At 67.7% G+C, this 23266-nt stretch carries 20 protein-coding genes and 1 riboswitch; of the genes, 14 read left to right on the top strand and 6 right to left on the bottom strand.

Going from position 1 to position 23266, the window contains the following annotated elements; genetic code table 11:
- Positions 1-2: 2 nt before the first annotated feature.
- The gene (locus tag ACWIEX_RS00645; RefSeq protein ID WP_454031234.1) at positions 3-1532 is read left to right on the top strand and encodes a tripartite tricarboxylate transporter permease; all 1530 of its coding nucleotides are present in this window, start codon (positions 3-5) and stop codon (positions 1530-1532) included.
- Here ACWIEX_RS00645 and ACWIEX_RS00650 read toward each other — a convergent pair.
- Positions 1529-2245, bottom strand: coding sequence for a GntR family transcriptional regulator (locus tag ACWIEX_RS00650; RefSeq protein ID WP_454031235.1), 717 nt, complete (start codon positions 2243-2245; stop codon positions 1529-1531). The genes ACWIEX_RS00645 and ACWIEX_RS00650 overlap by 4 nt on opposite strands.
- A gap of 263 nt (positions 2246-2508) precedes the next feature.
- On the opposite strand from ACWIEX_RS00650, the gene ACWIEX_RS00655 reads away from it, so the two are divergent.
- The 10 genes from ACWIEX_RS00655 to ACWIEX_RS00700 all read left to right on the top strand — a co-directional run bounded on the left by ACWIEX_RS00655 (position 2509) and on the right by ACWIEX_RS00700 (position 11917).
- Positions 2509-3243, top strand: coding sequence for a 5-formyltetrahydrofolate cyclo-ligase (locus ACWIEX_RS00655; protein WP_454031236.1), 735 nt, complete (start codon positions 2509-2511; stop codon positions 3241-3243).
- Positions 3239-3437, top strand: a riboswitch (cobalamin riboswitch). (Overlaps the previous gene by 5 nt.)
- 122 nt (positions 3438-3559) lie before the next feature.
- Positions 3560-5506, top strand: coding sequence for a TonB-dependent receptor plug domain-containing protein (locus ACWIEX_RS00660; RefSeq protein ID WP_454031237.1), 1947 nt, complete (start codon positions 3560-3562; stop codon positions 5504-5506).
- Positions 5503-6363, top strand: a complete 861-nt coding sequence (locus tag ACWIEX_RS00665) for an ABC transporter substrate-binding protein (protein ID WP_454031238.1) — start codon at positions 5503-5505, stop codon at positions 6361-6363. Before ACWIEX_RS00660 ends, ACWIEX_RS00665 begins: the two co-directional genes overlap by 4 nt.
- Complete coding sequence (locus tag ACWIEX_RS00670) at positions 6360-7373, top strand: FecCD family ABC transporter permease (RefSeq protein WP_454031239.1); 1014 nt, start codon at positions 6360-6362, stop codon at positions 7371-7373. Before ACWIEX_RS00665 ends, ACWIEX_RS00670 begins: the two co-directional genes overlap by 4 nt.
- A complete protein-coding gene (locus ACWIEX_RS00675) occupies positions 7373-8164 on the top strand; it encodes an ABC transporter ATP-binding protein (RefSeq protein ID WP_454031240.1) in 792 nt (263 codons plus the stop codon). Before ACWIEX_RS00670 ends, ACWIEX_RS00675 begins: the two co-directional genes overlap by 1 nt.
- Positions 8161-9177, top strand: a complete 1017-nt coding sequence (locus ACWIEX_RS00680) for a DUF6925 family protein (protein WP_454031241.1) — start codon at positions 8161-8163, stop codon at positions 9175-9177. The genes ACWIEX_RS00675 and ACWIEX_RS00680 overlap by 4 nt, the downstream gene beginning before the upstream one ends.
- A gap of 123 nt (positions 9178-9300) precedes the next feature.
- Complete coding sequence (locus tag ACWIEX_RS00685; RefSeq protein ID WP_454031242.1) at positions 9301-9939, top strand: lysophospholipid acyltransferase family protein; 639 nt, start codon at positions 9301-9303, stop codon at positions 9937-9939.
- Entirely contained in the window at positions 9936-10886 is a 951-nt protein-coding gene (locus ACWIEX_RS00690) for a phosphatidate cytidylyltransferase (RefSeq protein WP_454031243.1), read from the top strand. The genes ACWIEX_RS00685 and ACWIEX_RS00690 overlap by 4 nt, the downstream gene beginning before the upstream one ends.
- The gene (locus ACWIEX_RS00695) at positions 10883-11272 is read left to right on the top strand and encodes a hypothetical protein (RefSeq protein ID WP_454031244.1); all 390 of its coding nucleotides are present in this window, start codon (positions 10883-10885) and stop codon (positions 11270-11272) included. The genes ACWIEX_RS00690 and ACWIEX_RS00695 overlap by 4 nt, the downstream gene beginning before the upstream one ends.
- Positions 11273-11275: 3 nt before the next feature.
- Positions 11276-11917, top strand: a complete 642-nt coding sequence (locus ACWIEX_RS00700; RefSeq protein WP_454031245.1) for a CDP-alcohol phosphatidyltransferase family protein — start codon at positions 11276-11278, stop codon at positions 11915-11917.
- 15 nt (positions 11918-11932) lie between these two features.
- Here the strand turns inward: ACWIEX_RS00700 and ACWIEX_RS00705 are convergent, their stop codons facing one another.
- The 5 genes from ACWIEX_RS00705 to pdxR form a co-directional block, all read right to left on the bottom strand.
- A complete protein-coding gene (locus tag ACWIEX_RS00705; protein ID WP_454031246.1) occupies positions 11933-13078 on the bottom strand; it encodes an iron-containing alcohol dehydrogenase in 1146 nt (381 codons plus the stop codon).
- A complete protein-coding gene (locus ACWIEX_RS00710) occupies positions 13078-14460 on the bottom strand; it encodes an aldehyde dehydrogenase family protein (protein WP_454031247.1) in 1383 nt (460 codons plus the stop codon). Before ACWIEX_RS00710 ends, ACWIEX_RS00705 begins: the two co-directional genes overlap by 1 nt.
- Positions 14461-14508: 48 nt before the next feature.
- Complete coding sequence (locus ACWIEX_RS00715; RefSeq protein WP_454031248.1) at positions 14509-15876, bottom strand: glutamine synthetase family protein; 1368 nt, start codon at positions 15874-15876, stop codon at positions 14509-14511.
- Positions 15877-15976: 100 nt separating this feature from the next.
- Positions 15977-17587: a GMC family oxidoreductase gene (locus tag ACWIEX_RS00720; protein WP_454031249.1), complete on the bottom strand. Its 1611-nt coding sequence runs from the start codon at positions 17585-17587 to the stop codon at positions 15977-15979.
- Between the two features lie 32 nt (positions 17588-17619).
- Positions 17620-19161: a MocR-like pyridoxine biosynthesis transcription factor PdxR gene (gene pdxR, locus ACWIEX_RS00725; RefSeq protein ID WP_454031250.1), complete on the bottom strand. Its 1542-nt coding sequence runs from the start codon at positions 19159-19161 to the stop codon at positions 17620-17622.
- 133 nt (positions 19162-19294) lie between these two features.
- Between pdxR and ACWIEX_RS00730 the strand changes: the two genes are divergently transcribed.
- From ACWIEX_RS00730 to ACWIEX_RS00740, 3 genes are read left to right on the top strand one after another with little or no spacing between them, the layout of a single operon-like run.
- Positions 19295-20401, top strand: coding sequence for a mandelate racemase/muconate lactonizing enzyme family protein (locus ACWIEX_RS00730; protein ID WP_454031251.1), 1107 nt, complete (start codon positions 19295-19297; stop codon positions 20399-20401).
- Positions 20398-21891: an aldehyde dehydrogenase family protein gene (locus ACWIEX_RS00735; RefSeq protein ID WP_454031252.1), complete on the top strand. Its 1494-nt coding sequence runs from the start codon at positions 20398-20400 to the stop codon at positions 21889-21891. Before ACWIEX_RS00730 ends, ACWIEX_RS00735 begins: the two co-directional genes overlap by 4 nt.
- Positions 21892-21911: 20 nt before the next feature.
- Positions 21912-23210, top strand: a complete 1299-nt coding sequence (locus ACWIEX_RS00740; RefSeq protein WP_454031253.1) for an NAD(P)/FAD-dependent oxidoreductase — start codon at positions 21912-21914, stop codon at positions 23208-23210.
- Positions 23211-23266 lie beyond the last annotated feature (56 nt).

The raw sequence follows: 23266 nt of genomic DNA on the forward strand, positions 1-23266 counted from the left end.
GCATGGACATCCTGAACCAGTTGCTCGGCGGGTTCGCGGTTGCCTTGCAGCCGATGAACCTGTTCTGGGCCTTCGTCGGCTGCGGGCTCGGCACGGCGGTCGGCGTCCTGCCCGGCATCGGGCCGGCGCTGACCATCGCGCTGCTCCTGCCGGTCACCGCGCAGGTCAACCCGGCCTCCGCCTTCATCATGTTCGCCGGCATCCTCTACGGCGCGCTCTATGGCGGCTCGACCACCTCGATCCTGCTGAACACGCCGGGCGAGAGCGGCTCGGTGATGACGGCGCTCGAAGGCAACCGCATGGCAAGGCGCGGCCGTGGCGCGGCGGCACTGGCGACGGCGGCGATCGGCTCCTTCGTCGCGGGTACGATCGGCACGCTGGCACTGACCTTCCTCGCGCCGGCCATCGCCGAGCTCGCCTTCGTCTTCGGCCCCGAGGATTACTTCGCCCTGATGATACTGTCCTTCACCTCGGTCGCCGTGGTGATGGGGCGTTCGATGGTGCGGGGTTTCGCCGCGTTGTTCTTCGGGCTCGCGCTCGGGACGATCGGCATCGACACCCAGACCGGCCAGACCCGCATGGTCTTCGGCACGCTCGAACTGCTCGACGGCATCCCCTTCACCGTCGTGCTGGTCTCTCTCTTCGCGATCGGCGAGACGCTTTATGTCGCGAGCCGCAGCGGGGCTGCGCCGGCCGCGATCAATCCGCTCTCCGGCGGAAGCTGGATGACGAAGCAGGACTGGAAGCGCTCCTGGAAGCCCTGGCTGCGCGGCAGCGTCATCGGCTTTCCGATCGGCGCGCTGCCGGCTGGCGGCACGGAAATCCCGACCTTCCTGTCCTATGCGCTGGAGCGCCGCCTGACCAAGCATCCGGAGGAGTTCGGACAGGGAGCGATCGAAGGCGTCGCCGGCCCCGAAGCCGCCAACAACGCGGCGGCGGCCGGCATCCTCGTGCCGCTCCTGACGCTCGGCCTGCCCTCGACCGCGACGGCCGCCGTCCTGCTCGCTGCCTTCCAGAATTACGGGCTCCAGCCCGGGCCTCTGCTGTTCGCCACCAACCCCGATCTGCTCTGGGGCCTGATCGCCTCGCTTTATATCGGCAACGTCATCCTGCTGATCCTCAACCTGCCGCTGGTCGGCATCTGGGTCCGTTTGCTGCTGATCCCCCGGCAATACATCTATGGCGGCATCGTCGTCTTCGCGATGGTCGGTGTCTGGGGTCTCTCGACCTCCTGGATGGACCTGGCGTTGATGTGCGGCCTCGGCCTCGTCGGCTATGTCGCGCGCGTCCATGATTTCCCGATCGCACCGGCCCTGATCGGGCTGATCCTCGGCCCGCAGGCGGAAATTCAGCTCCGGCGTGCGCTCGCTGTCAGTCAGAACGACTGGAGCGTGCTGATCGGCACGCCGATCGCGGCGACACTGCTTGCGATCGCGGCGCTGGTGCTGGTCGTGCCGCCCGTGCTCGCGCGCTTGCGCCGGCGCGCCAGTGCCGAAGAAGAGCCGGCGACCTCTGCTGGCCGGGCAGGTTAGCGCTTCGCTCCGGTCCGGCGCTTGCCCGGTTTGGTACCGACATTCGCGGCCAGCGCGGCCTGAAGCGCCATGCGCGCGGCGCGGATATGGCGCCGCATTAGGATCTCCGCCAGTTCGCCGTCGCGATGGCTGATCGCCTCGGTGATCCGCATATGCTCGCCCCAGGCCTCACGACCGCGTCCCGGCACGGTGGAGTGCAGGCGCCGGCACAGTCGCAGCCGCGGATAGAACTGCTCGCAGAGCAGTTCGGCGAGGATCGGGTTGCCGCTGCCCTTCGCGATCCGGCGGTGGAAATCCGCCTCGGGCTCGTCCTGGAGATAGGCGCCCATCGGGTTGCGCTCGATCTCGCCGCGATGACCCCGGACCAGTGCGTCCAGCGCGGCGATCTCGGCTTCGCTCATGCTTTCGGCCGCGAGGCGGGCGGCCATGCCCTCGGTCGCCTCGCGCACGTCGAGCAGGGCGAGGAACTCGGCCGCGCTCGGCTCGGCGACGCGGGCGCCCTGGTTGGCGACATAGGTGACGAGCCCGCGCTCCTGCAGGCGCCGGATCGCTTCGCGCACCGGCGCGCGGCTGACACCGAAACGGCGGGCGATCGCCGGCTCGCTCAGCTTGGCGCCAGGCGCGATCTCCCCGGAGACGATGGCCGAGGAGAGGTCGTCATAGAGTTTGACGGTGACGCCCACGCTCGCGGGGGGCAAAGTCTCGGCCAGCATCGAGCGGGTGCCTATCTGCTTCTGATCCCGGCAGCATAGAGCATTTCCGTGCCCGATGGGTACCGGAGGTGCCGGCGAATTCGGCGTTCCAGAGCGATCTGCATCGAAGATTGCCGTATTCCATCAACCCTGAATTCGGTTGATTGCATGGCCTGCCTGCGCAGAATGCTCATGAGCCGCAGATCCAAGGTCCGGACCTTCGCGCGCAGCCTCGCTCGGGCCGGGGGTGGCTGGCGCGTCGTGGCGAGGGAGGCCGGAAGCTGATGGGCAAGGGCGACGATGATCTGAATGACTATGCTTCGCCGGCTTGCCTGCTGCACGAGATCGATCCGGCCTATTCCGGGCTGACGCCGCCGCGCAGAGCCGGGCAGGCGCAGCCCGAACCGAGCCTGACCGAATGGCGGCGCTCCGAACGGGCGCGGTTGATCGCAGCCCGTCTGGCGATGTCGGCCCGCGCTCGAAACGCGCTCGGGCGTCGGATCGCCGGTCATCTCGACGCGCTGATCGGCGATCCCGCCGGCGTCCTCGTTAGCGGTTACTGGCCGTTCCGTGGCGAACCGGACCTGCGAGACTGGTTCCGAAGCCTGCGCGAGCGCGGTGGCCTCGCTGCACTGCCGGTCGTGGTCGAGCGCGGCAAGCCCCTGCTGTTCCGGCTCTGGCGCAAGGGCGAGCGGCTGGAGCGCGGCGTCTGGAACATCCCCGTGCCGGCTGCAGGTGTGCCGGTCTTCCCCCGGATCGTCATCGCGCCCCTGGTCGGCTTCGATGCGCAGGGCTACCGGCTGGGCTATGGCGGCGGCTTCTTCGACCGCACGCTGGCGGCGCTGCCGCCATCCACGATCGCGATCGGGGTCGGCTACGAGATGGCGGAGATGACGACGATCCGGCCGCACGACTTCGATATCCCGATGCGCCATATCGTGACGGAAAACGGCATCAGGTCCCAAGGCGGAAAGCAGGATCGGGAACCTCCGTTTGACGCCGGCCCGATCTCCCCATAAGCCTGAGCGCGACGGTTCCCTCACGGGATCAAAAGGGAACGCGGTGCGGGTGTCGAACCACCCCATGCCGCGGCTGCCCCCGCAACTGTAAGCGGCGAGCCTTTCGCCATACGCCACTGGGGCCTCGGACCTGGGAAGGCGGCGAAAGGCAACGACCCGCGAGCCAGGAGACCTGCCGTCAGCCGTGGTCACACGCGGACACGTTCGGCCGGGGTGCGCCGATCGCTGATTCGACTGTTCGCCGTCTTTCGTACGGCTGATGGGAGATCGCGTTCGCGGTGACGTGCCACTGACGTCAACGCCCGAGGTCTCCATCGTGAAATTCTTCCTCCCGGCCGCCGGATGCGGCCGCCTGCTGTTGTCCGCTTCCTGCCTTGCCATCGCCGGTGCAACTGCCCCGGCCTTTGCCCAGAACGCCCCCGCCACCGTGGCGCTCGACGAGATCGTCGTCAGCGCCACGGGAACGCCGACGCCCGCCCGCGAGGTCGCGAGCTCCGTCACCGTCATCACCGCCGGGGATATCGAACAGCAGCAGCGCCGGACGCTGCCGCAGGCGCTCGCCGCCGTGCCCGGGCTCAACATCGTCCAGACTGGCGGGCCGGGCGGCCTGACCTCGGTCTTCATGCGCGGCACCAATTCCAATCACGTCAAGGTGCTGATCGACGGCATCGAGGCCAATGACCCCTCGGCGCCGAACCGCTCTTTCGATTTCGGCTCGATGCTGACCGAGGATATCGAGCGCATCGAGGTGCTGCGCGGCCCGCAGAGCGGCCTTTACGGTGCCAACGCGCTGGGCGGGGTCATCTCGGTGACCACGAAGCGCGGCGAAGGGCCGCCGAAGGTGACCGCGCGCGTCGAGGGCGGCTCGCACGGCAGCTTCAACCAGTCCCTCGGCTTCAGCGGGGGCGATGCGCGCTTCAACTATGCCTTCAACGCCAGCCATTTCCGCGCCGACGGAACCGAGGTGACGCCGCCGAACCTCGTACCGCCCGGCCGCCGGATCAATCCGAACATCTTCGACAATTACAGCTATTCGGGACGCCTCGGCTTTGCGCTCACCGACACGCTGACGCTGAACTGGGTCGGCCGCTATCAGGACGGCCAGCTGCGCTATACCGGCGACACCGGCTTCCCGAGCACGCCCTCGCCCTATCGCTCCCTGCAGAACTACGCGCAGGCCTTCACCCGCGGCGAGGTGGTCTGGGACCCGTTTGGCGGGCGCTTCGTCAACACCTTCGGCGTGTCCTATTCGCGGCAGGACAGGGGAACGCGGACGGCCTCCGCGGCGACAGGCCTGCTTGGCCTGCCCAATCAGAGCCTCGGCGAGCGCACCAAGCTCGACTGGCGCGGCAATCTCGAGATCATCAAGGGCCACAACCTGATCACGGGCCTGCAATATGAGCGCGAGCGGCTCGATACCACGAGCCTGATCGCCTCGAACGGCAACAAGGCGGCCTATCTCGAATACCAGGGCAATATCGAGGATCGCTATTTCCTGGCGGCCAACATCCGTCACGACCATGACGACAGCTATGGTGGGCACACGACCTACCGCGTCACCCCGGCCGTCATCATCCCCGGTACGGAAACCAAGCTGAAGGCGAGCTACGGCACCGGCTTCAAGGCGCCGACGCTGAGCGAGCTCTTCATCGACTATCGCCCCGGCTACAACTTCTTCGGCAACCCGAACCTGAAGCCGGAGGAAAGCCGCGGCTGGGATATCGGCCTCGAGCAGCCGCTCTTCGACAAGCGCCTGCAATTCGGCGCGACCTGGTTCCAGAACGATATCGACAACCTGATCGTCACCAATGTCACGCGCGATTCCTACGCCAATATCGGCAAGGCCAGAACGAAGGGCGTCGAGGCCTTCGCCGCACTGGAAATCTCGCCCCAGTTCCGCATCCGCGCCGACTACACCTTCACCCTCGCCAGGGACGAGATCGCCCGGCAGGAACTGTTGCGCCGGCCGCGCCACAAGGCGAGCGCGACCGCGACCTGGACGCCGACCGACAAGCTCAGCCTCTCCGCGACGTTGATCTATGTGGGCTCCTGGGTCGACGGCAATCGCGACTTCTCGGTATCCCGCATGCGCGCGAAGGGGGCGACGCTGGTCAACCTCGCCGCCGAATACAAGGCGACCGACAAGGTGACGGTGTTCGGGCGGGTCGATAACCTCTTCGACAAGCGCTGGGAGAATCCGGTCGGCTTCCTCGTGCCGGGGTTCGGCGCTTTCGGCGGAATCAAGGTGGCCATCGGCGGATGAACCTGCCTCTCGCCCTGCGCCGCCTGCGCGGCGCCTGCCTCCTGCCCATCGCGCTTGCGGGCGCGATGGCATCGGTCTCGCTTGCTGCGGAGCGGCCGGCCCGCATCGTCTCGCTCAATATGTGTACCGACGAGCTCGTCCTGCGCCTGGCCGATCCCGAGCGCATCGCTTCGGTGACATGGCTGTCGCAGGACCCGCGCAACGCCAACATGGCGGACGCCGCCCGCCTGATACCGGCCAATCACGGGCTTGCCGAGGAAGTCTTGGGCTTTCACCCCGATCTCGTCGTCGCCGGCACCTATACGACGCGCGCCACGGTTTCGCTGCTCGGGCGGGTCGGCATCGGCGTCAGGGAATTCGGCGTTCCCCACAATCTCGCGGAAATGAAGGCGCAGATCGCCGAGATGGCCGATGTTCTCGGCGAGCCCGCTCGCGGGCAGGCCTTGCTCGTCGGGATCGAGCAGCGCTTGCAGGCCCTCGCCGCTCGGCGTGTCGAGCGGCCGTTGCGGGCGATCGTGCTCCGTCCCAGCGGCTTCACGGTCGGCCGCGGCTCGCTCGTCGACGAGATTCTGACCCGCGCCGGTCTCGTCAATATCGCGGCCGAACTGGGCGTCGAGAGCTATGGGCAGATCGCGCTCGAAACCGTGGCGCTCGGCGGCGCCGAAATCCTGATCCTGAACGAGACGCCGGATGGCCCGCCGTCCCTGGCGCACGAGATCCTGCACCATCCGGTGATCGACCGGCTTGGCGACCGGCTGAAGCGCGTCGCCCTGCCGTCGCGGCTATGGACCTGCGCCGGCCCGAGCGTCCTCGACGCGATCGAGTTGTTGGTGCGTGCCGTGGAGGAGAAGCCATGACGCCGGACGCTTCGCCCGGCATCAGGCCGGCACCGCTGCTGGGATTGCTTGCCCTCGCCACTCTGGCGATGACTGCGATCTCCATGGCCGTCGGCTATGCGCCATTGGCGCTCGGCCCGGCGGTGACGGACCTCCTCGCGGGGCAAAAGAGCCTGCCGGCGCTCGTGCTCTATGAACTGCGCCTGCCCCGCGCCCTGCTCGGTGCGCTCGTGGGGTTCAGCCTCGGCATGGCCGGCGCGGCGATGCAGGGATTGTTGCGCAATCCGCTGGCAGAGCCCGGCGTGATTGGCATCTCCAGCGCGGCGGCCTTCGGCGCCGTCCTCGTCTTCTATAGCGGGCTCTCCGCCAGCCTTGCGCTCGCCCTGCCGCTCGGCGGCATCGCGGGAGCGCTCATGGCGACTGTGATCCTCTTCATCCTGCTTGGCCGTGGCGCGAGCACGACCACGTTGATCCTCGCCGGCGTGGCGCTCAACAGCTTCGCGGGCGCCGCGACCGCGCTCGCACTGAACCTCGCGCCCAATCCTTACGCGGCGCTGGAAATCGTGTTCTGGCTGATGGGCTCGCTGGCGGACCGCAGCATGAACCATGTCGCGCTCGCTCTGCCGCTGATGCTGGTCGGCTGGCTCCTGCTGGCCTCGACGGCGCCGGCGCTTGATGCGCTCAGCCTCGGCGAGGATACGGCCGCGAGCCTCGGCTTCGATCTCGGCTGGCTGCGGGCGCGACTGATCGGCGGCGCAGCGCTGGCGGTCGGCAGTGCGGTCGCCGTCACCGGCGCGATCGGCTTCGTCGGCCTCGTCGTGCCGCATCTGCTGCGTCCGCTGGTCGGCCACCGGCCGGGACGGTTGCTGATCGCCAGCGGCTTCGGCGGCGCCATTCTCGTCCTGGCGGCGGATATCGGCGTTCGGCTCATGCCCGTCAGGCCGGAACTCAAGCTCGGCGTGGTGACCGCACTGATCGGCGCGCCCTTCCTCTTCGCACTGGTGCAGCGTCTGCGCCGGGAGGCCCTGTGATGGCGATCACGGCGTCCGGCATCACGGTCTCGCTCGGCGGCAAGCCGATCCTGCAAGAGGTCGATGCCGAGGTCCGGCCCGGCGAGCTGCTCGGCCTGATCGGTCCCAACGGTGCCGGCAAGACCACCTTGCTGCGGGTGCTGGCGGCACTGCTCGCGCCGAATCGTGGCAGGGTCGACTATGACGGTGCTACGGCGCGAGAACGTGGTCGAGCTGCGCTCGCTCGCCGCGTCGCTTTCCTCGCCCAGGGCGGTGAGGCGCCGGCGGCGCTCTCGGTCGAGGCACTGGTCGGGCTCGGCCGCTTGCCGCATCGCCGCCCCTTCGCCGAGCTGGGGGATGCGGATCGGCAGGCGGTCGCGCGGGCATTGGCGCGTTGCGATGTCGCCGGATTCGTCGGCCGTTCGGTCGGCACGCTTTCGGGCGGGGAGCGCCGCCGCGTCCTGCTGGCGCGGGCGCTTGCGGTGGAGGCGCCGTATCTCCTCGCGGACGAGCCGTTGGCGGGGCTCGACCCTCAGCACCAGCTCGACACCTTGCAACTGCTGCGCCGGATCAGCCGTGACGGCACCGGGGTCGTCGTCGTGCTGCATGATCTGACGCTGGCCGCTCGCTTCTGCGACCGGCTCCTCCTGCTCGACCATGGCCGGCGGATCGCCGACGGAGCACCAACCGAAGTTGTCGACGATGTCAGGCTGGCGCAGGTCTTCGGCATCCATGCCCTGCGCGGCGCCCATGCCGGCGAGCCCTTCCTCCTGCCCTGGCGCACACTCGACAACGGAAAGACTGCTTCATGATCGGAACCGACACGGTGCGCAGCCTTCTGCGCGATCATCTTCTCGACGCCGGCAGCCAGTGGAACCTCGGCACCTTCGGCGCCATCGCGGAATTCATGCGCGACGCCGGCGAGCCGTTCGAGATCGTCGATGAACCGGATCGGCTTTCGGCGACGACGGCCCGCGGCGGGGTCGGCTTCGGCCGGCTCGACGGCGTGCGCCTCCATGCATCGGAGAGCGCCGTCGGCAGCGGCTGGAATCACCGCGTCGCGCTCTGCCTGCCGGAGGACGCTTGCGCGATGAACCGGCGCACTGTCCTGACCGAGCTCGGCCCGGACGCGGGCGCGCTGCGTCCGCAGGATGCGGCGGGCATCCTGTTCGATATGGGGCTCGGCACGCTCCAGGCCGATATCTGCATCCGCACGGCTGATCCGGCCTTGATCGCGGCGTTGCGGGGGCAAGCGGGGCGTTCCCTGTTCGAGCCCGGAAATCCCGCGATGGGCGTGATCGTCGCGGCGGGACCGCACCGGGTCTTCATCGCCCGCTTCGGCCGCTGCGAGGTCTATCAGCCGATTCCGCCGGCCGATGGCCGCAGCCCGGAAGGCCCGCATACCCATGTGCTGCCCCAGCTCCTGCGCAGCGGCCGCACCCATGCTGCGACCGAGCCGATGCCGGAGGGCTTCGTGCCCTGCGCCCATCTTGTCCCGGCGCACCCGCTCAAGGATAGCCTGGGCCGGCCTCACGCGTTCGACCGCGAAGCCTTCCTGGCGTTCGAAACGCTTGTCGATCGCTTCGGCGACCCTGCGCTGATCGCGCTGAAGCGAAGCGCGCGTGAGGCCATCGCCGCCGGTCTCGCTGCTGAGGCTTTCGAGGCGCCGCGCAGCCGGTTCGGCCGGCAGGCGCTGCGCGTCTTCCTGAGGCAGGCGGTGTTCCATAGCGGGAATAGGGAGGAGCTATCGGCATGGTCCGCCGCGTTCGATCCGCGTGATGTCGACACCGAGGACGGCACACCGGCCGACCCCTATGCGCACTGACGCCGGGAAACCTTGTCCACGGCTGTTGTGCCGGCTGCCCGTGGGGTGGCGAGCTGTCGATATCGACACGGCCAGAAACAGGCGCTACCTCCACTGCACGGCGAACGGGGGCGAGATCGGGGAATGCGTGGGGCAGGGGCAAGCGTGGCTGGCGCGCTCATTCTCTTCTTCGCCCGCTTCATCACCGCCGCGCGCGGCCGCTGGGAGGGCGCTGCGCCCGCCGACGAACAGCGCATCTACTTCGCCAATCATGCCAGCCACGGCGATTTCGTCCTGATCTGGACCGTGCTGCCGCGGCGCATGCGCTTCACGACCCGGCCCGTCGCCGGAAGCGATTACTGGCTGAAGGGCAGCTTGCGGCGCTTCATCGGCTGCAACGTCTTCAATGCCGTCCTGATCGACCGCGATCGCGAGAGCCGGACGAGCGACCCGATCGCCCAGATGACCGAGGCGCTCGATGCCGGCTCCTCGCTCATCGTCTTCCCGGAGGGCACGCGCAACACCACCGAGGCGCGCCTGCTGCCGTTCAAGAGCGGACTGTTCCATCTGGCGCAGGCGCGGCCGGACGTGGCGCTGGTGCCGGCCTGGATCGACAATCTCAACCGCGTCATGCCCAAGGGCGAGTTCGTGCCGATCCCGCTGATCTGCACGGTGACCTTCGGCGCGCCGCTTCGCCTTGCTGACGGCGAGGCGAAGCAGGATTTCCTGGCGCGGGCCGAAGCCGCTTTGCTCGCCCTGTCCCCGAAGGCGAACGCGCCATGACGATGCCGCATTCCGATCTCGTGGCCGTGCTCGCCGGCATCCTCGGCGTCCTCGTCGTCGCCTCCACCATCGGCTTCGTGCTGCAGCGCAAGCTCTCGCCTGATGGCTCGAACGCCGTGGTCGAGAATCTGAACGACCGCATCCGGGCCTGGTGGATCATGGTCGTGCTGATGGGGCTCGCGCTGATCGGCGGCAAGACCGGCGTAACCCTGCTCTTCGGCTTCTGTTCCTTCGCGGCCTTGCGCGAATTCATCACATTGACCGATACGCGCCGGGCCGATCATTGGGCGCTGGCCGCGGCTTTCTTCGTCGTGCTGCCGGTGCAGTACTACCTGATCTGGATCGAGTGGTACGGGCTCTATTCGATCTTCATCCCTGTCTACGCCTTCCTGCTGATGCCGATCATCGCCGCGGCGCGTGGCGATACCGATCATTTCCTCGTGCGCATTGCCGAGGTGCAATGGGCGCTGATGATCTGCGTCTTCGCCACCTCGCATGTGCCGGCTTTGCTGAGCCTCGATATCGCCGGCTATGAGGGGCGCAATGTCCTGCTGATCGCCTTCCTCGTCATCGTCGTGCAGATCAGCGACGTCCTGCAATATGTCTGGGGCAAGCTCATCGGCCGCACCAAGATCGCGCCGAAGCTCTCGCCCTCGAAGACGGTCGAAGGCTTCGTCGGTGGGGCGCTCAGCGCGACCGCGGTCGGCGCTGGCCTGTCCTGGATGACGCCGTTCACACCGTTTCAGGCGGCTTTCCTTGCGCTGGTCATCGTCCTCATGGGCTTCTTCGGCGGGCTCGTCATGTCGGCGATCAAGCGCGATCGCGGCGTCAAGGACTGGGGCCATCTCATCGCGGGCCATGGCGGCTTCATCGACCGGCTCGACTCGGTCGTGTTTTCCGCCCCGATCTTCTTTCATCTCGTCCGCTACGGCTGGTCGGCCGTATGAGCGCGCCATTCGCGCGCCTGATGCGGAGCAGCGTCGTCCATGTCGGCTTCGCCTTTCTCGCGATGGGCGGCTGGGCAGCCTTCGCCAATCGCGCCCATCCGATGCCGGCGCCGCTTCAGGCCGGGCTGTTGCAGGGTGCGATCTCGGCCACGATCACGCTGGTGCTGAAGCGCGCGATCGAATATCTCGCCAGCCGCTTTTCGGGCCTGACGGCCTTGCTGGCGCCGCCCGTAATCGCCGGTCTCGTCTCCGCGAGCCTGCTGACCTTTCTCCATACGCTCGGCGGCACGCCCGAGATCGCGAAGACCATCGCCGTGCCGCTCACCGTCGCGACGAGCTACGCCGCGCTCTACAATTATTCGCTCTGGCGCATCCGGAAGGCCTGAACCATGGCGCAGGACGAAAATCGCCGCCCGCTCGCCAGCCGCGATTCCGGCTGGGCCCGCGCCATCGCCCGCCGCTTGAGCACGGCCTCTGTGACTCCGAACCAGATCTCGATGGCGAGCATTGTGATGGCTGCCGTTGCCGGCGTCGTCTTCTGGCAGGCAGGCACGGCCATGGGCGGTTCCCGCGTGGCCCTTCTCCTGCTCGCCGCGCTGTTCTGCCAGTTCAGGCTGCTCTGCAATCTCTTCGACGGGATGGTGGCGATCGAGGGCGGCAAGCAGGCTCCGGACGGGCCGTTCTGGAACGAATTCCCCGACCGCGTCGCCGATATCCTGATCCTTGTCGGGGCCAGCTATGGCGCGGGCGTGCCGACGCTGGGCTGGGCGGCGGCGGCCTTCGCCGTGCTGACCGCCTATATCCGCGAGCTCGGCCGAAATTGCGGTTTGCCTGCCGATTTCTCCGGGCCGATGGCCAAGCAGCACCGCATGGCGGTGATCACGGCGGCGGCCGTGCTGTCGCTGGCCGAGCCGCTTTGGAGCGGCCATAATCAGGTGCTCACCAGCGCGCTCTGGCTGATCGCGATCGGTGCCGTCGTCACCGCGATCCGGCGCGCCGCGAACATCGTCCGCAATCTGCGCGCCGGTTGAGAGTATTCGTCGGTCTCAGATCGACTCGATCAGCAGCTTCCGCGCCGCATCGACCGTGAGTTCCACCGGATTGCCGCCGGTCGAGGGATCGGCCACCGCGGCCTCGGCCAGTTCGTCGATCCGGTCGGTGCCGACGCCGAGCGCAGCGAGCTTGTCGGGGATACCGAGATCGGCCCGCAGCTTCAGCACGAAATCATAGAAGCCGTCGAAGCCCCCCGTGATGCCGAGATAGGCGGCGGCGGCTGCGATCCTCTCCTCGATCGCCGGGCGGTTGAAGCGCAGCACCGGCGGCATCACCACCGCGTTCGTGGTGCCATGGTGGGTGTGATAGACCGCGCCGACCGGGTGGGAGAGCGAGTGGATCGCGCCCAGCCCCTTCTGGAAGGCGACGGCACCCATCGCGGCGGCTGCCATCATCTGCGTGCGCGCCTCGATATCCCCGCCATCGGCAAAGGCGCGCGGCAGATAGGTCTTCACCAGTCGCATGCCTTCGAGCGCGATGCCCTGGCTCATTGGATGGAAGAAGGGCGAGGAATAGGCCTCCAGGCAATGCGCGAAGGCATCCATGCCGGTGCCGGCCGTGATCGCCCGGGGCATGCCGACGGTGAGTTCGGGGTCGCAGATCGTCACGCCCGGCAGGAATTTCGGGTGGAAGATGATCTTCTTGGTATGGGTCTGCGAATTGGTGATGACCGAGGCGCGGCCGACCTCGGAGCCGGTGCCAGCCGTGGTCGGCACGGCGACGATCGGCGCGATGCCTTCGGTGGAGGCGCGCGTCCACCAGTCGCCGACATCCTCGAAATCCCAGACCGGCCTGGTCTGGCCGGCCATGAAGGCCACGCATTTGCCGAGGTCGAGGCCGGAGCCGCCGCCGAAGGCGACGACGCCGTCATGCCCGCCCGCCTTGAAGGCCCGGACGCCGGCGTCGAGATTGCGCTCGTTCGGGTTCGGATCGACATCGGCGAAGATCGCCCGGCCGAGCCCGCCGGCCTCGAGGATGTCGAGCGCGTTGGCGGTGATCGCCATGCTCGCCAGCCCGCGATCGGTCACGAGCAGCGGCCGCTTCATGCCGAGCGCCTTGCAGTGATCGGCCATTTCCCTGATCCGCCCGGCGCCCAGCTTGACGGCGGTCGGATAGCTCCAGTTCGCGGTGATCGGCATCAGCCAGCTCTCTTCAGATGGTAGGATTTCGGACGGGTGAGGTTGTGGAAGCCGATGACCGAGAGCGAGCCGCCGCGCCCGGTCTCCTTGACGCCGGTCCAGCACAGGGCCGGGTCGAGATAATCGGCGCGATTCATGAAGACGGTGCCGGTTTCGAGCTCTGCACCCAAACGGGCGGCGCGCTCGGCATCGCCGGTCCAAAGCGAGACGGTGAGGCCGTATTTGGAATCGTTCATCAGAGCGACCGCCTCAGCATCATCGCGCACCTTCATGATGCCGACCGCCGGGCCGAAGGTCTCCTCGCGCATGATCGTCATGGAATGGTCGACATCGACCAGGACCTGCGGCGCGAGATAGGCGCCGCCGTCGTCCTGCGGGAACAGCTTGGGATCGACCAGCGCCCGCGCGCCTTTCGCGGTCGCTTCAGCGATCTGCTCGCGCACCACCTGTGCGAAGCGCTTATGCGCCATCGGGCCGAGCGAAGTTTCGGGATCGAGCGGGTTGCCGAGCCGGTAATTCGACACCCAGGCGACCGATTTCTCGACGAAAGCGTCATAGAGGCTCTCATGCACATAGATGCGCTCGATGCCGCAGCAGCACTGCCCTGAATTGAAGGTCGCGCCGTCCATCAGCGTATCGACCGCCTTGTCGAGATCGGCGTCGTCCATAACGTAGCCGGGGTCCTTGCCGCCGAGCTCCAGCCCGATCCCGGTGAAGGTGCCGGCAGCGGCGCGTTCGATCGCCTGCCCGCCCGCGACCGAGCCGGTGAAATTGATGAAGTCGAACTGCTTCTCGGCGATCAGGCGCGACGCGGTCTCGTGGTCGAGGAAGACATTGGCGAAGACCTCTTCCGGCACGCCGGCTTCATGGAAGGCGCGTGCCAATCGCTCGCCGGTGAGCAGCGTCTGGCTGGCATGCTTGAGGATGACCGCATTGCCGGCGATCAGGGCCGGCGCGACCGAATTGATCGCGGTCATATAGGGGTAGTTCCACGGCGCGATGACGAAAACGACACCATGAGGCTCGCGCGCGATGAACCGCTTGAAGGCGGCGCTGTCCTCGATGACGAGTGGCGCCAGCGCCTCCTGCGCGATCGAGGCCATGTAGTTCGAGCGCTCGTTGAAGCCCTTGAACTCGCCGCCATACTTCACCGGTCGGCCCATCTGCCAGGCGAGCTCGGTGACGACCTCATCGCCCATCTCGTTGAGTCGCGCGACACCCTTGAGCACCAGTGCGATACGCTCGTCGAGCGGACGCCTGGTCCAGGCCTTCTGCGCCTTGCGGGCGCGGGCGATCACGGCTTTCGCATCGTCGAGGCTCAAGGTGGGCCGCTCGGCAAAGACCGAACCGTCCACCGGCGACACGCATCGGATCATCGTCATAGTCACTATCCGTCTGGCTGAAATTCGCTGCTGGGGGAGGGAGCCGGGTCAGGCGCGTTCGAAACCGCGCTTCACTTCCCAATCGGTGATCCGGCGGTCGTATTCCTCCTGCTCCCATTCGGCGGCGCGGACGTAATGGTCGATCACGTCGTCGCCGAAGGCCTCGCGCAGCATCGCCGAGCCCTTCAGCGCGACGGTCGCGTCGCGAAGGGTCTTGGGGATCTCGCGGACGTTCCGGTCGCCATAGGCATCGCCGACGAAGGCCTCTTCCAACTCCATCTTCTTCTCGATGCCGTCGATGCCGGCGGCGAGCAGCGCCGCCATGGCGAGATAGGGGTTGAGGTCCGAGCCGCCGACGCGGCATTCGATGCGGATGCCCTTGGTGCCGGCGCCGCAGAGCCGGTAGCCGGCGGTGCGGTTGTCGGCGCTCCAGATCGCCTTGGTCGGCGCGAAGGTGCCGGCGACGAAGCGCTTGTAGGAGTTGATATAGGGCGCGAGGAAGCCAGTGATGTCGGAGGCATGCGCGAGAAGCCCGGCCACATAGTTCCGCATCAGCGGCGACATGCCGTGCTTCGCCTGCGCATCGAGGAAATGCGGGGTCTTGCCGTCGGCGCTCCAGAGCGACTGGTGGATATGCGAGGAGGATCCGGCATGGGCGTTGCTCCACTTGGCGAGGAAGGTGATCGACTTGCCCTGCGCCCAGGCGATCTCCTTGCAGGCGTTCTTGATGATCGCATGCCGGTCCGCCATCGTCAGCGCGTCGGCATAGCGGACATTGATCTCCTCCTGCCCGGCCGAAGCCTCGCCCTTGGAGTTCTCGACCGGGATGCCGGCGCCCTGCAATCCGTTGCGGATCGCCCGCATCACTGCCTCTTCTTTGGTCGTCTGGAAGATGTGGTAGTCCTCGTTGTAACTGCTCGCGGTCTTGAGGTCGCGATAGCCGCCGGCGCAGGCGTTTTCATAGGTCTCGTCGAACAGGAAGAATTCGAGCTCGGTCGCCATATAGGCCTTGAGCCCCATGGCCTCGAGCCGCTTGACCTGCTTCTTAAGCACGGCGCGCGGCGAATGCGGGATGTCATGGCCATGATGGTCCTGCACGTCGCAGAGCACGAGCGCCGTCCCTTCGAGCCAGGGCACGCGGCACAAGGTCGAAAGGTCCGGCTTCATCGTATAGTCGCCATAGCCGGCGGCCCAGCTCGTCGCCGCATAGCCGGCTACGGTTTCCATCTCCATGTCGGTCGCGAGCAGGTAGTTGCAGCTATGCGTCTCGTGATGCCCGCTTTCGAGGAAGAAGGCGGCATGAAAGCGCTTGCCCATCAGGCGCCCCTGCATGTCGACGAGACAGGCGAGCACGGTATCGATGCGACCGGCGGTGACATCCTCTTTCAGAGCGTCGAACGTGTAGGCTTGCGTCATGCCGGTCATCCATCTCCGATGCGCGATCTTCACACGGGAATGCGTCCGGCGGAATAGCCGGCTCGCATCCTGTGGCGTGAATATTCAGAGGGGTTCCGCGTCACCTGGCGGCCATCAGGGCGGCGGCGCGCTCCCCGACCATCATGGCGGGCGCGTTGATGTTGCCGGAGGGAATCGTCGGGAAAATCGAGGCATCGACGACGCGCAAACCTTCGATGCCATGCACCCGCAACCTGGCATCGACCACGGCGTCGCTCGCATCGGGGCCCATCCGGCAGGTCCCGCAAGGGTGGAAGACCGAATACGCGTTCGCGCGGATAGCGGCGACATGCGCCGCCTTGTCGACGGCCTCAGGGCCGGGGCGAATCGCGGTATCGATCAGAGCGGAAAGCGTCGGCGTCGCCGCAAGCCGGTGCAGGAAGCGGGCGCCATCCAGCAAGAGGCGCAGGTCCTCGGGCTCGGAGAGGTAGTTCGGCGCGATCTCCGGCGCGGCATGCGGATCGGGCGAGCGGATCGCGACATGCCCGCGGCTCAAGGGCCGGCAGGGCGAAACGCTCAGGCTGAAGCCGGGGAACGGATCGGGCTTCATCAGGGCGCGCACGCCCGGCACGGCGCGTTCATAGCTCAGCGGCGAGAAATAGAGCTGCATGTCCGGTCGCGTCAGCTCCGGCCTTGTGCGGTAGAAGCCGCCGCCCTGGTTGACGCTGAGCGAAAGCGGCCCGCGCCGCCGCAGCAGGTAATTCGCGGCCATGCCGATGCGGGCCGGCCACGACAACAGCGCGTCGTTCAGGCTCGGCCGCTTCGAGCGATAGACATGGTCGTAGCAGAGATGATCCTGCAGGTTGCGGCCGACCGCCGGCCGGTCGAGCAGCGGCGCGATGCCGTGCTGCTTCAGGAGCTCGGCAGGGCCGATGCCGGAGAGCTGCAGCAATTGCGGCGAGTTGAACGCGCCACCGGAGAGGACGACCTCCCTGCGGGCACCGAAGCGCAGGGTCTCGCCGCCGCGCTTCCCCTCGACGCCGATGGCGCGCCGTCCGTCGAACAGGATGCGCGTCACCTGCATGTCGGTTTCGAGCTTCACGCGGCCGCGCCGCCTTGCCTGATGCAGGAAGGCGCGCGCCGCCGATTCACGTCGGCCGTCGCGCGTGGTGATTTGGTAGAAGCCGGCGCCCTCGCTGGTCGCGCCGTTCAGGTCGGGGTTAAAGCGCAGGCCCGCTTCGCCGGCCGCCCTGACGAAGAGGGGTGTCAGCGGATGGACTTCAGCCGCGACATTTTCGACATGGAGCGGCCCGCCGGCGCCATGCCAGATGGAGGAACCCAGGGCATGGTCCTCCATGCGCCTGTAGGCGGCGAGCACCTCGGCCCAGCCCCAGCCGGGATTGCCGAGCCGCTCCCATTCGTCAAAATCCTCGGCCTGGCCGCGGGCATAGACCATCGCGTTGATCGCGCTGGAGCCGCCCACGACCTTGCCGCGCGGCTGGTAGATCTCCCGCCCGTCCAGCTCGGCTTGCGGCGTGGTCCGGTACATCCAGTTCATGCGGCGATGGTAGAAGGTCTTGCCGTAGCCGATCGGCAGGTGGACCCAGGGGCTGAGATCGCGCGGCCCGGCCTCGATCACCAGGATCGAGCCCTGGCCGGCCTCGGCGAGCCGCCCTGCCAGCACGCAGCCGGCCGAACCCGCCCCGACGATGATCACGTCCCATTCCGTCAAGATGCTCTCATCCAGCTTGCCCGACACGATTCCTAGGAACGATTGGGCTTCCCGCTAAGGGCCATTCCCGCCGAAGCGCCAGTCCATTCGCTGCCCGCCATGAGGTCGCCGATCGCGCGGCGCAGGTCGAGGACGCCGGCCCTGATCTCCGCTTGCGTGAAGCCACTGAAGCCGAGCACGAGCCCGTCACGCACCACAGGTTCGAGGCAGAAGCGGCTGATCGGAGCGACCGTCACGCCGCGCTGGGCCGCGGCCTGGGTCAGCGCGACGGCATCAAGCCCGTCGCGGAGATAGGCGATGGTGTGCATGCCGGTCTGGGTCGGCACGACTTCCAGATCGGGTGCCAGATGTTCCCGCGCCGCATCCTCCAGCGCCTGGTAGCGTTCCTGGTAGAGCTTGCGCATGCGCCGCACATGCGTCGCGAAATGCCCCTCGACGATGAAATCGGCGACGATGCCCTGCAGCGCGGTCGGAACGCCGGGAGAGAAGGCCTCGAGGCAGATGCCCATCTGCTCGACAAGGTGCGGTGGCGCGACGAGGAAGCCGAGCCGCAGCGACGGGAACAGCGTCTTCGAGAAGGTCCCGACGTAGATCACCCGGCCGCTGCGATCGATGCTGGTCAATGTCGCCATCGGCGCGCCCTGGAAGCAGAACTCGCCGTCCCAGTCGTCCTCGATGATCCAGGCGCCGCTGGCCTCGGTCGCTTCGAGCAGGGCGAGGCGCCGCTCCAGGCTCATCTTGGCGCCGAGCGGCTGCTGATGCGCCGGCGTGACGAAGGCGAGCCGGAATTCGGGCGCGCGGCGCAGGCCTTCCTCGACCACGAGCCCGGCTTCGTCGACCGGGACGGGTACGATCTCGACGCCCGACTGGATCATGCTGTTGCGCGCGCCGATAGCGCCGGGATCCTCGAACCAGACCTTGTCACCGGGGTCGAGCAGCGTCGCCGCGATGAGCTGGAAGGCCTGCTGCGCGCCCGCCACCACGAAGACCTGCTGCCATTCGCAGGCGATGCCGCGGTTGAGCCTGAGATGCGCGGCGATGGCCTGCCGCAGGGCCCGCTCGCCATGCGGGTCGGGATAGCCGAGCACCTGATGGCGCGGCTTGCGCCAGTGCTTGCCCGAGAGCCTGGCCCATTGCGCCATCGGGAACGCATCGAAGGCCGGCATCGCCGTGGTGAAGGCGCGCGGCTGATGCGGCAGGCGCGTGCCGAACAGTTTTGACGCCGTGTTCATCGCCTGCGCCAGCTTGACCCGCGCCGTCGGCGCGGCGACGGCTGCGGCGGCCGGGGCGGGGCGCTCGTTCGCCAGAGCCTGGCTGACATAGGTGCCGGACCCAACCCGCGTCTCGATCAGACCCTCCGCCGCAAGCCGCTCGAAGCTCTCGACGATGGTGGTGCGGGCGACCCGGAATTCCTGCGCCAGCGTGCGCGTCGCCGGCAGGCGCTCGCCGACCTTGAGCGTGCCGCCGAGGATCAATTCGCGCAGGCCCGCGCAGATCTGGACGCTGAGCCCGTGCTCGCCCTCGCGGTCCAGCACGATCGACTGGAGCAGGGCGCCTTCCTCACGTTTGACCATGATGCTCTGCGCTGGAGTGGACTGTCGATTTGGCGAGAATGGACCTTGGGATCAGGCCAATTCAAGCCCCTTCTTGCGCCGAAGCTGCTCGCGGTCCCGCCGGGCGGCGCTCCCGGAACGGATAGCGGCAGCGATGAAGATCACCCGGCTCGAAAGCTTCTCGACGCAGGACGTCGGCTTCGTCCGCGCCACATGCGAGGATGGCAGCCAGGGCTGGGGTCAGTTCTCGCCCTATAATGCCGACATCACCGCGACCGTCTTCCATCGGCAGGTCGCGCGTTGGGCGGTCGGCGAAAACGCCTTCGACATCGACGAGCTGATCGCGACGATCGGCGAGCGCGAGCACAAGTTCCCCGGCTCCTATCTCTGCCGTGCCATGACCGGGCTCGATACCGCACTTTGGGACCTGCGCGGGCGGATCGAGCGGAAGAGCGTCTGCGAATTGCTCGGCGGCACGCCGCGCCCCTTCCCGGTCTATGCCTCCAGCATGAAGCGTGGCGAGATCACGCCCGAAGCCGAGGCCGAGCGCTTCCTGCGCTTGCGCGACGCTCATGGCTACCGCGCCTTCAAGTTCCGGGTCGGGCGCGAATGCGGCCGCGATAGCGACGAATGGCCGGGCCGGACAGAGGCGATCGTGCCGCAGATCCGGCGGGCGCTCGGCGCCGAGGCGACGCTGCTCGTCGACGGCAACAGCGCCTATTCGCCGGCCAAGGCGATCGCGGTCGGCAGGATGCTGCAGGATCACGGCATCATCCATTTCGAGGAGCCCTGTCCTTATTGGGAGCATGCCTGGACGCGCGAGGTCCGCGACGCCCTCGATCTCGATGTGACCGGCGGCGAGCAGGACTGCGATCTCGCGGTCTGGCGCGCCATGATCGACGGGCGCGTGGTCGACGTGGTGCAGCCGGACGTCTGCTATATCGGCGGCGTCGGGCGGATGCTGAAAGTCGCGCGCTGGGCCGAGGCCGCCGGCCTCCCGGTGACGCCGCATTCGGCCAACCAGTCGCTGGTGACCGTGTTCACGCTGCACATCATGGGCGCGCTCGCCAATGCCGGCCCCTATGTCGAGTTCTCGATCGAGGGGCCGGATTACTACCCCTGGGAGCAGGGCCTGCTGCGCAACCCGCCGCAGGCGCGCGACGGCATGGTGGCGATCCCCGACGGCCCGGGTTGGGGCGTCGAGATCGAGCCGTCATGGCTCGACAAGGCCGCCTATCAGGTCACGGAGATCGGCGCGTGATCCTGGACCGCGCCGAGCTTATCGCCGAGGCTTTGCGGACGGGCACGCTCGCCGGCCTGCCGGGCGGGCATTTCATCGATGGCCGTTTCGTTGGGTCTGCGTCCGGGCGACGGATGGAGAGCTTTGATCCCGGCCGAGGCAAGGTTTTCGCCACGGTTGCAGCCGGCGACAGCGAGGATATCGACCGGGCGGTTGCAGCCGCCCGTGCGGCCCTGTCCGGTCCATGGTCGCGTCTGAGCCCGGCCGCGCGCGGCGACATCCTGATGCGGGCGAGCCGCCTGATCGCCGAGCGCGCGGCCCGTTTCGCCGTGGTCGAAACCCTCGACTCCGGCAAGCGTCTTGCGGAAGCCGAGGGCGATGTCGGCGGCGTCGTGAAGGCCTTCGCCTATTATGCCGGTGCGGCCGACAAGCTGCACGGCGACAGCATGCCGCTCGACCCCGATCATATCGGGTTGACGATCGAGGAGCCGGTCGGCGTCGCCGCCCAGATCGTGCCCTGGAACTACCCGCTCTCGACGGCGGCGCGGGGCATCGCGCCTGCGCTCGCGGCCGGGTGCACGCTGGTCGTCAAGCCGGCCGAGCAGACGCCCTTCACGACGCTCATGCTGGCGGAGCTGTTGCACGAAGCAGGGCTACCCGCAGGCGTGCTCAACGTCGTCGCCGGCACCGGTGCCGAGGCAGGCGCGGCGCTCGTCGCCCATTCCGGTATCGACCACATCACCTTCACCGGCTCGGTCGCGACCGGGCAGCGCGTGATGCGCGCCGCGGCGGAGCACGTCACCCGGCTCGTGCTGGAGCTCGGCGGCAAATCCCCTCTCGTCGTACTCGCCGATTGCGATATCGACGCGGCCGTGGCCGGGATCATGGAAGCGATCTTCGAGAATGCCGGGCAGATCTGCTCGGCCGGCTCCCGCCTGATCGTCGAGGAGGCGATCGCCGAGCCGCTGCTCGAACGCCTCGTCGCCAGCGCGCAGGCTCTGCGGCCGGGTCATGGCCTGAGCGATGCCGGGATCGGGCCGATCAACTCTCCGGCGCAGCTCGCGCGCGTTGCGGCCCATGTCGACCGCGCCCGTGCCGCCGGCAACCACATCCTGGCCGGTGGCGCGATCGTACCGCCCGAGGCTAGCGGCGGCGGTTGGTTCTACCAGCCGACCATCGTGCTGGCTGATGGCCCAGGCGATCCACTGGTGCAGGAGGAAATCTTCGGCCCGGTGCTGACGGTGCAGGTCGTCCCCGATTTCGATGCGGCCATCGCCGCGGCGAACGCCACCTCCTATGCGCTGGTCGCCGGCATCTACACCCGCGATCACGCCAAGGCGTGGCGATATGCACGGGCCGTCGATGCGGGGCAGGTCTACATCAACGAGTTCTTCGCCGGCGGCATCGCGATGCCTTTCGGCGGCAACCGCAAATCCGGTTTCGGCCGCGCCAAGGGCATGGCGGGCTTGCGCTCCTACTGCAAGCTCAAGAGTGTGGTGGCGCGAATCTGATCCGGGGGGATGACGGGATAATGTCGAGCGATCTGTTCGCCAGTGATTTCAAGGCCGCGCCCTATTGGTGGGACGAGGTACCGCGGCCTGACTTGCCGCGCGTTGACCCGCCTGCACAGGCCGAGGTTGTCGTCGTCGGCTCTGGCTATACCGGCTTGCAGGCGGCGCTCCAGACGGCGCGCGGCGGGCGCCACACTGTCGTCCTCGATGCCGAGGCGGCGGGTTTTGGCTGCAGCACCCGCAATGGCGGTCAGATCTCGACCAGCGTGAAACCGGGCTTCGACGAACTCGCCCGCCGCCATGGCCGGGAGCGCGCCTTCGCGATCATGCAGGAGGGCCGGAACTCGCTGCGCTATATCGGCGATTTCGTCCACGACGAGCAGATCGATTGCGATTTCGGCGTCGTCGGCCGCTTCCATGCGGCCCATGCACCCGGCAGATACGAGGAGCTGGCCCGCAGCGTCGGAACCCAGCCGAAGGGGCTGGAAGTCGCCTGCCATGTCGTGCCGCGCTCCGAGCAACGCAGCGAGATCGGCTCCGATCTCTACCATGGCGGCGTCGTCTACGAGAGCCATGCCTCGATCAACCCGGCCCGCTACCATCAGGGGTTGTTGCAGCGCGTCGTCGCGGCCGGAGCCGAGATCGTGCCGCATTGCCCGGCGACGGGCATCGAGCGCATCGGGCAGGATTTCCTCGTCCAGACCCCACGGGGCACGATCCGCGCCCGCGATGTCGTCATCGCCACCAACGGCTATACCGGCCCGCTGACCGGCTGGCTGCGCCGCCGCGTCATCCCGATCGGCAGCTATGTCATCGCGACCGAGGCGCTGGAGCCGGCGCTGGTCGACAAGTTGATCCCGAAGGACCGCATCGTCAGCGACACCCGCAAGGTGGTCTATTACTACCGCGCCTCGCCGGACCGGCGGCGTATCCTGTTCGGCGGCCGCGTCTCGTTGAGCGAGACCGATCCGCGCCGCAGCGGCCCGCTGCTGCATGGTGCGATGAGCCGGATCTTCCCGGAACTCGCAGGCCGCAAGATCAGCCATTCCTGGTGCGGCTTCGTCGCTTACAGCTTCGACGAACTCATGCATATCGGCCGCCATGACGGCATGCATTACGCCATGGGCTATTGCGGCTCCGGCGTCGGCATGGCGAGCTATCTCGGCATGCGGCTGGGCCAGCAGGTGCTTGGCCTCGCCGAAGGCAAGACCGCTTTCGACGGGCTGCCCTTCCAGACGCGGCCCTTCTACAGCGGCAATCCCTGGTTCCTCGCGCCGTCGGTCCTCTACTACAGCTGGCGCGATCGTTTGGCCCGCTGACACGATAAAGTGGTCGCTCCGAATTCTCAGAGTGGACCTTATAGCCAGACCAATTT

It is taken from the genome of Allobosea sp. NPDC055353, assembly GCF_053644975.1.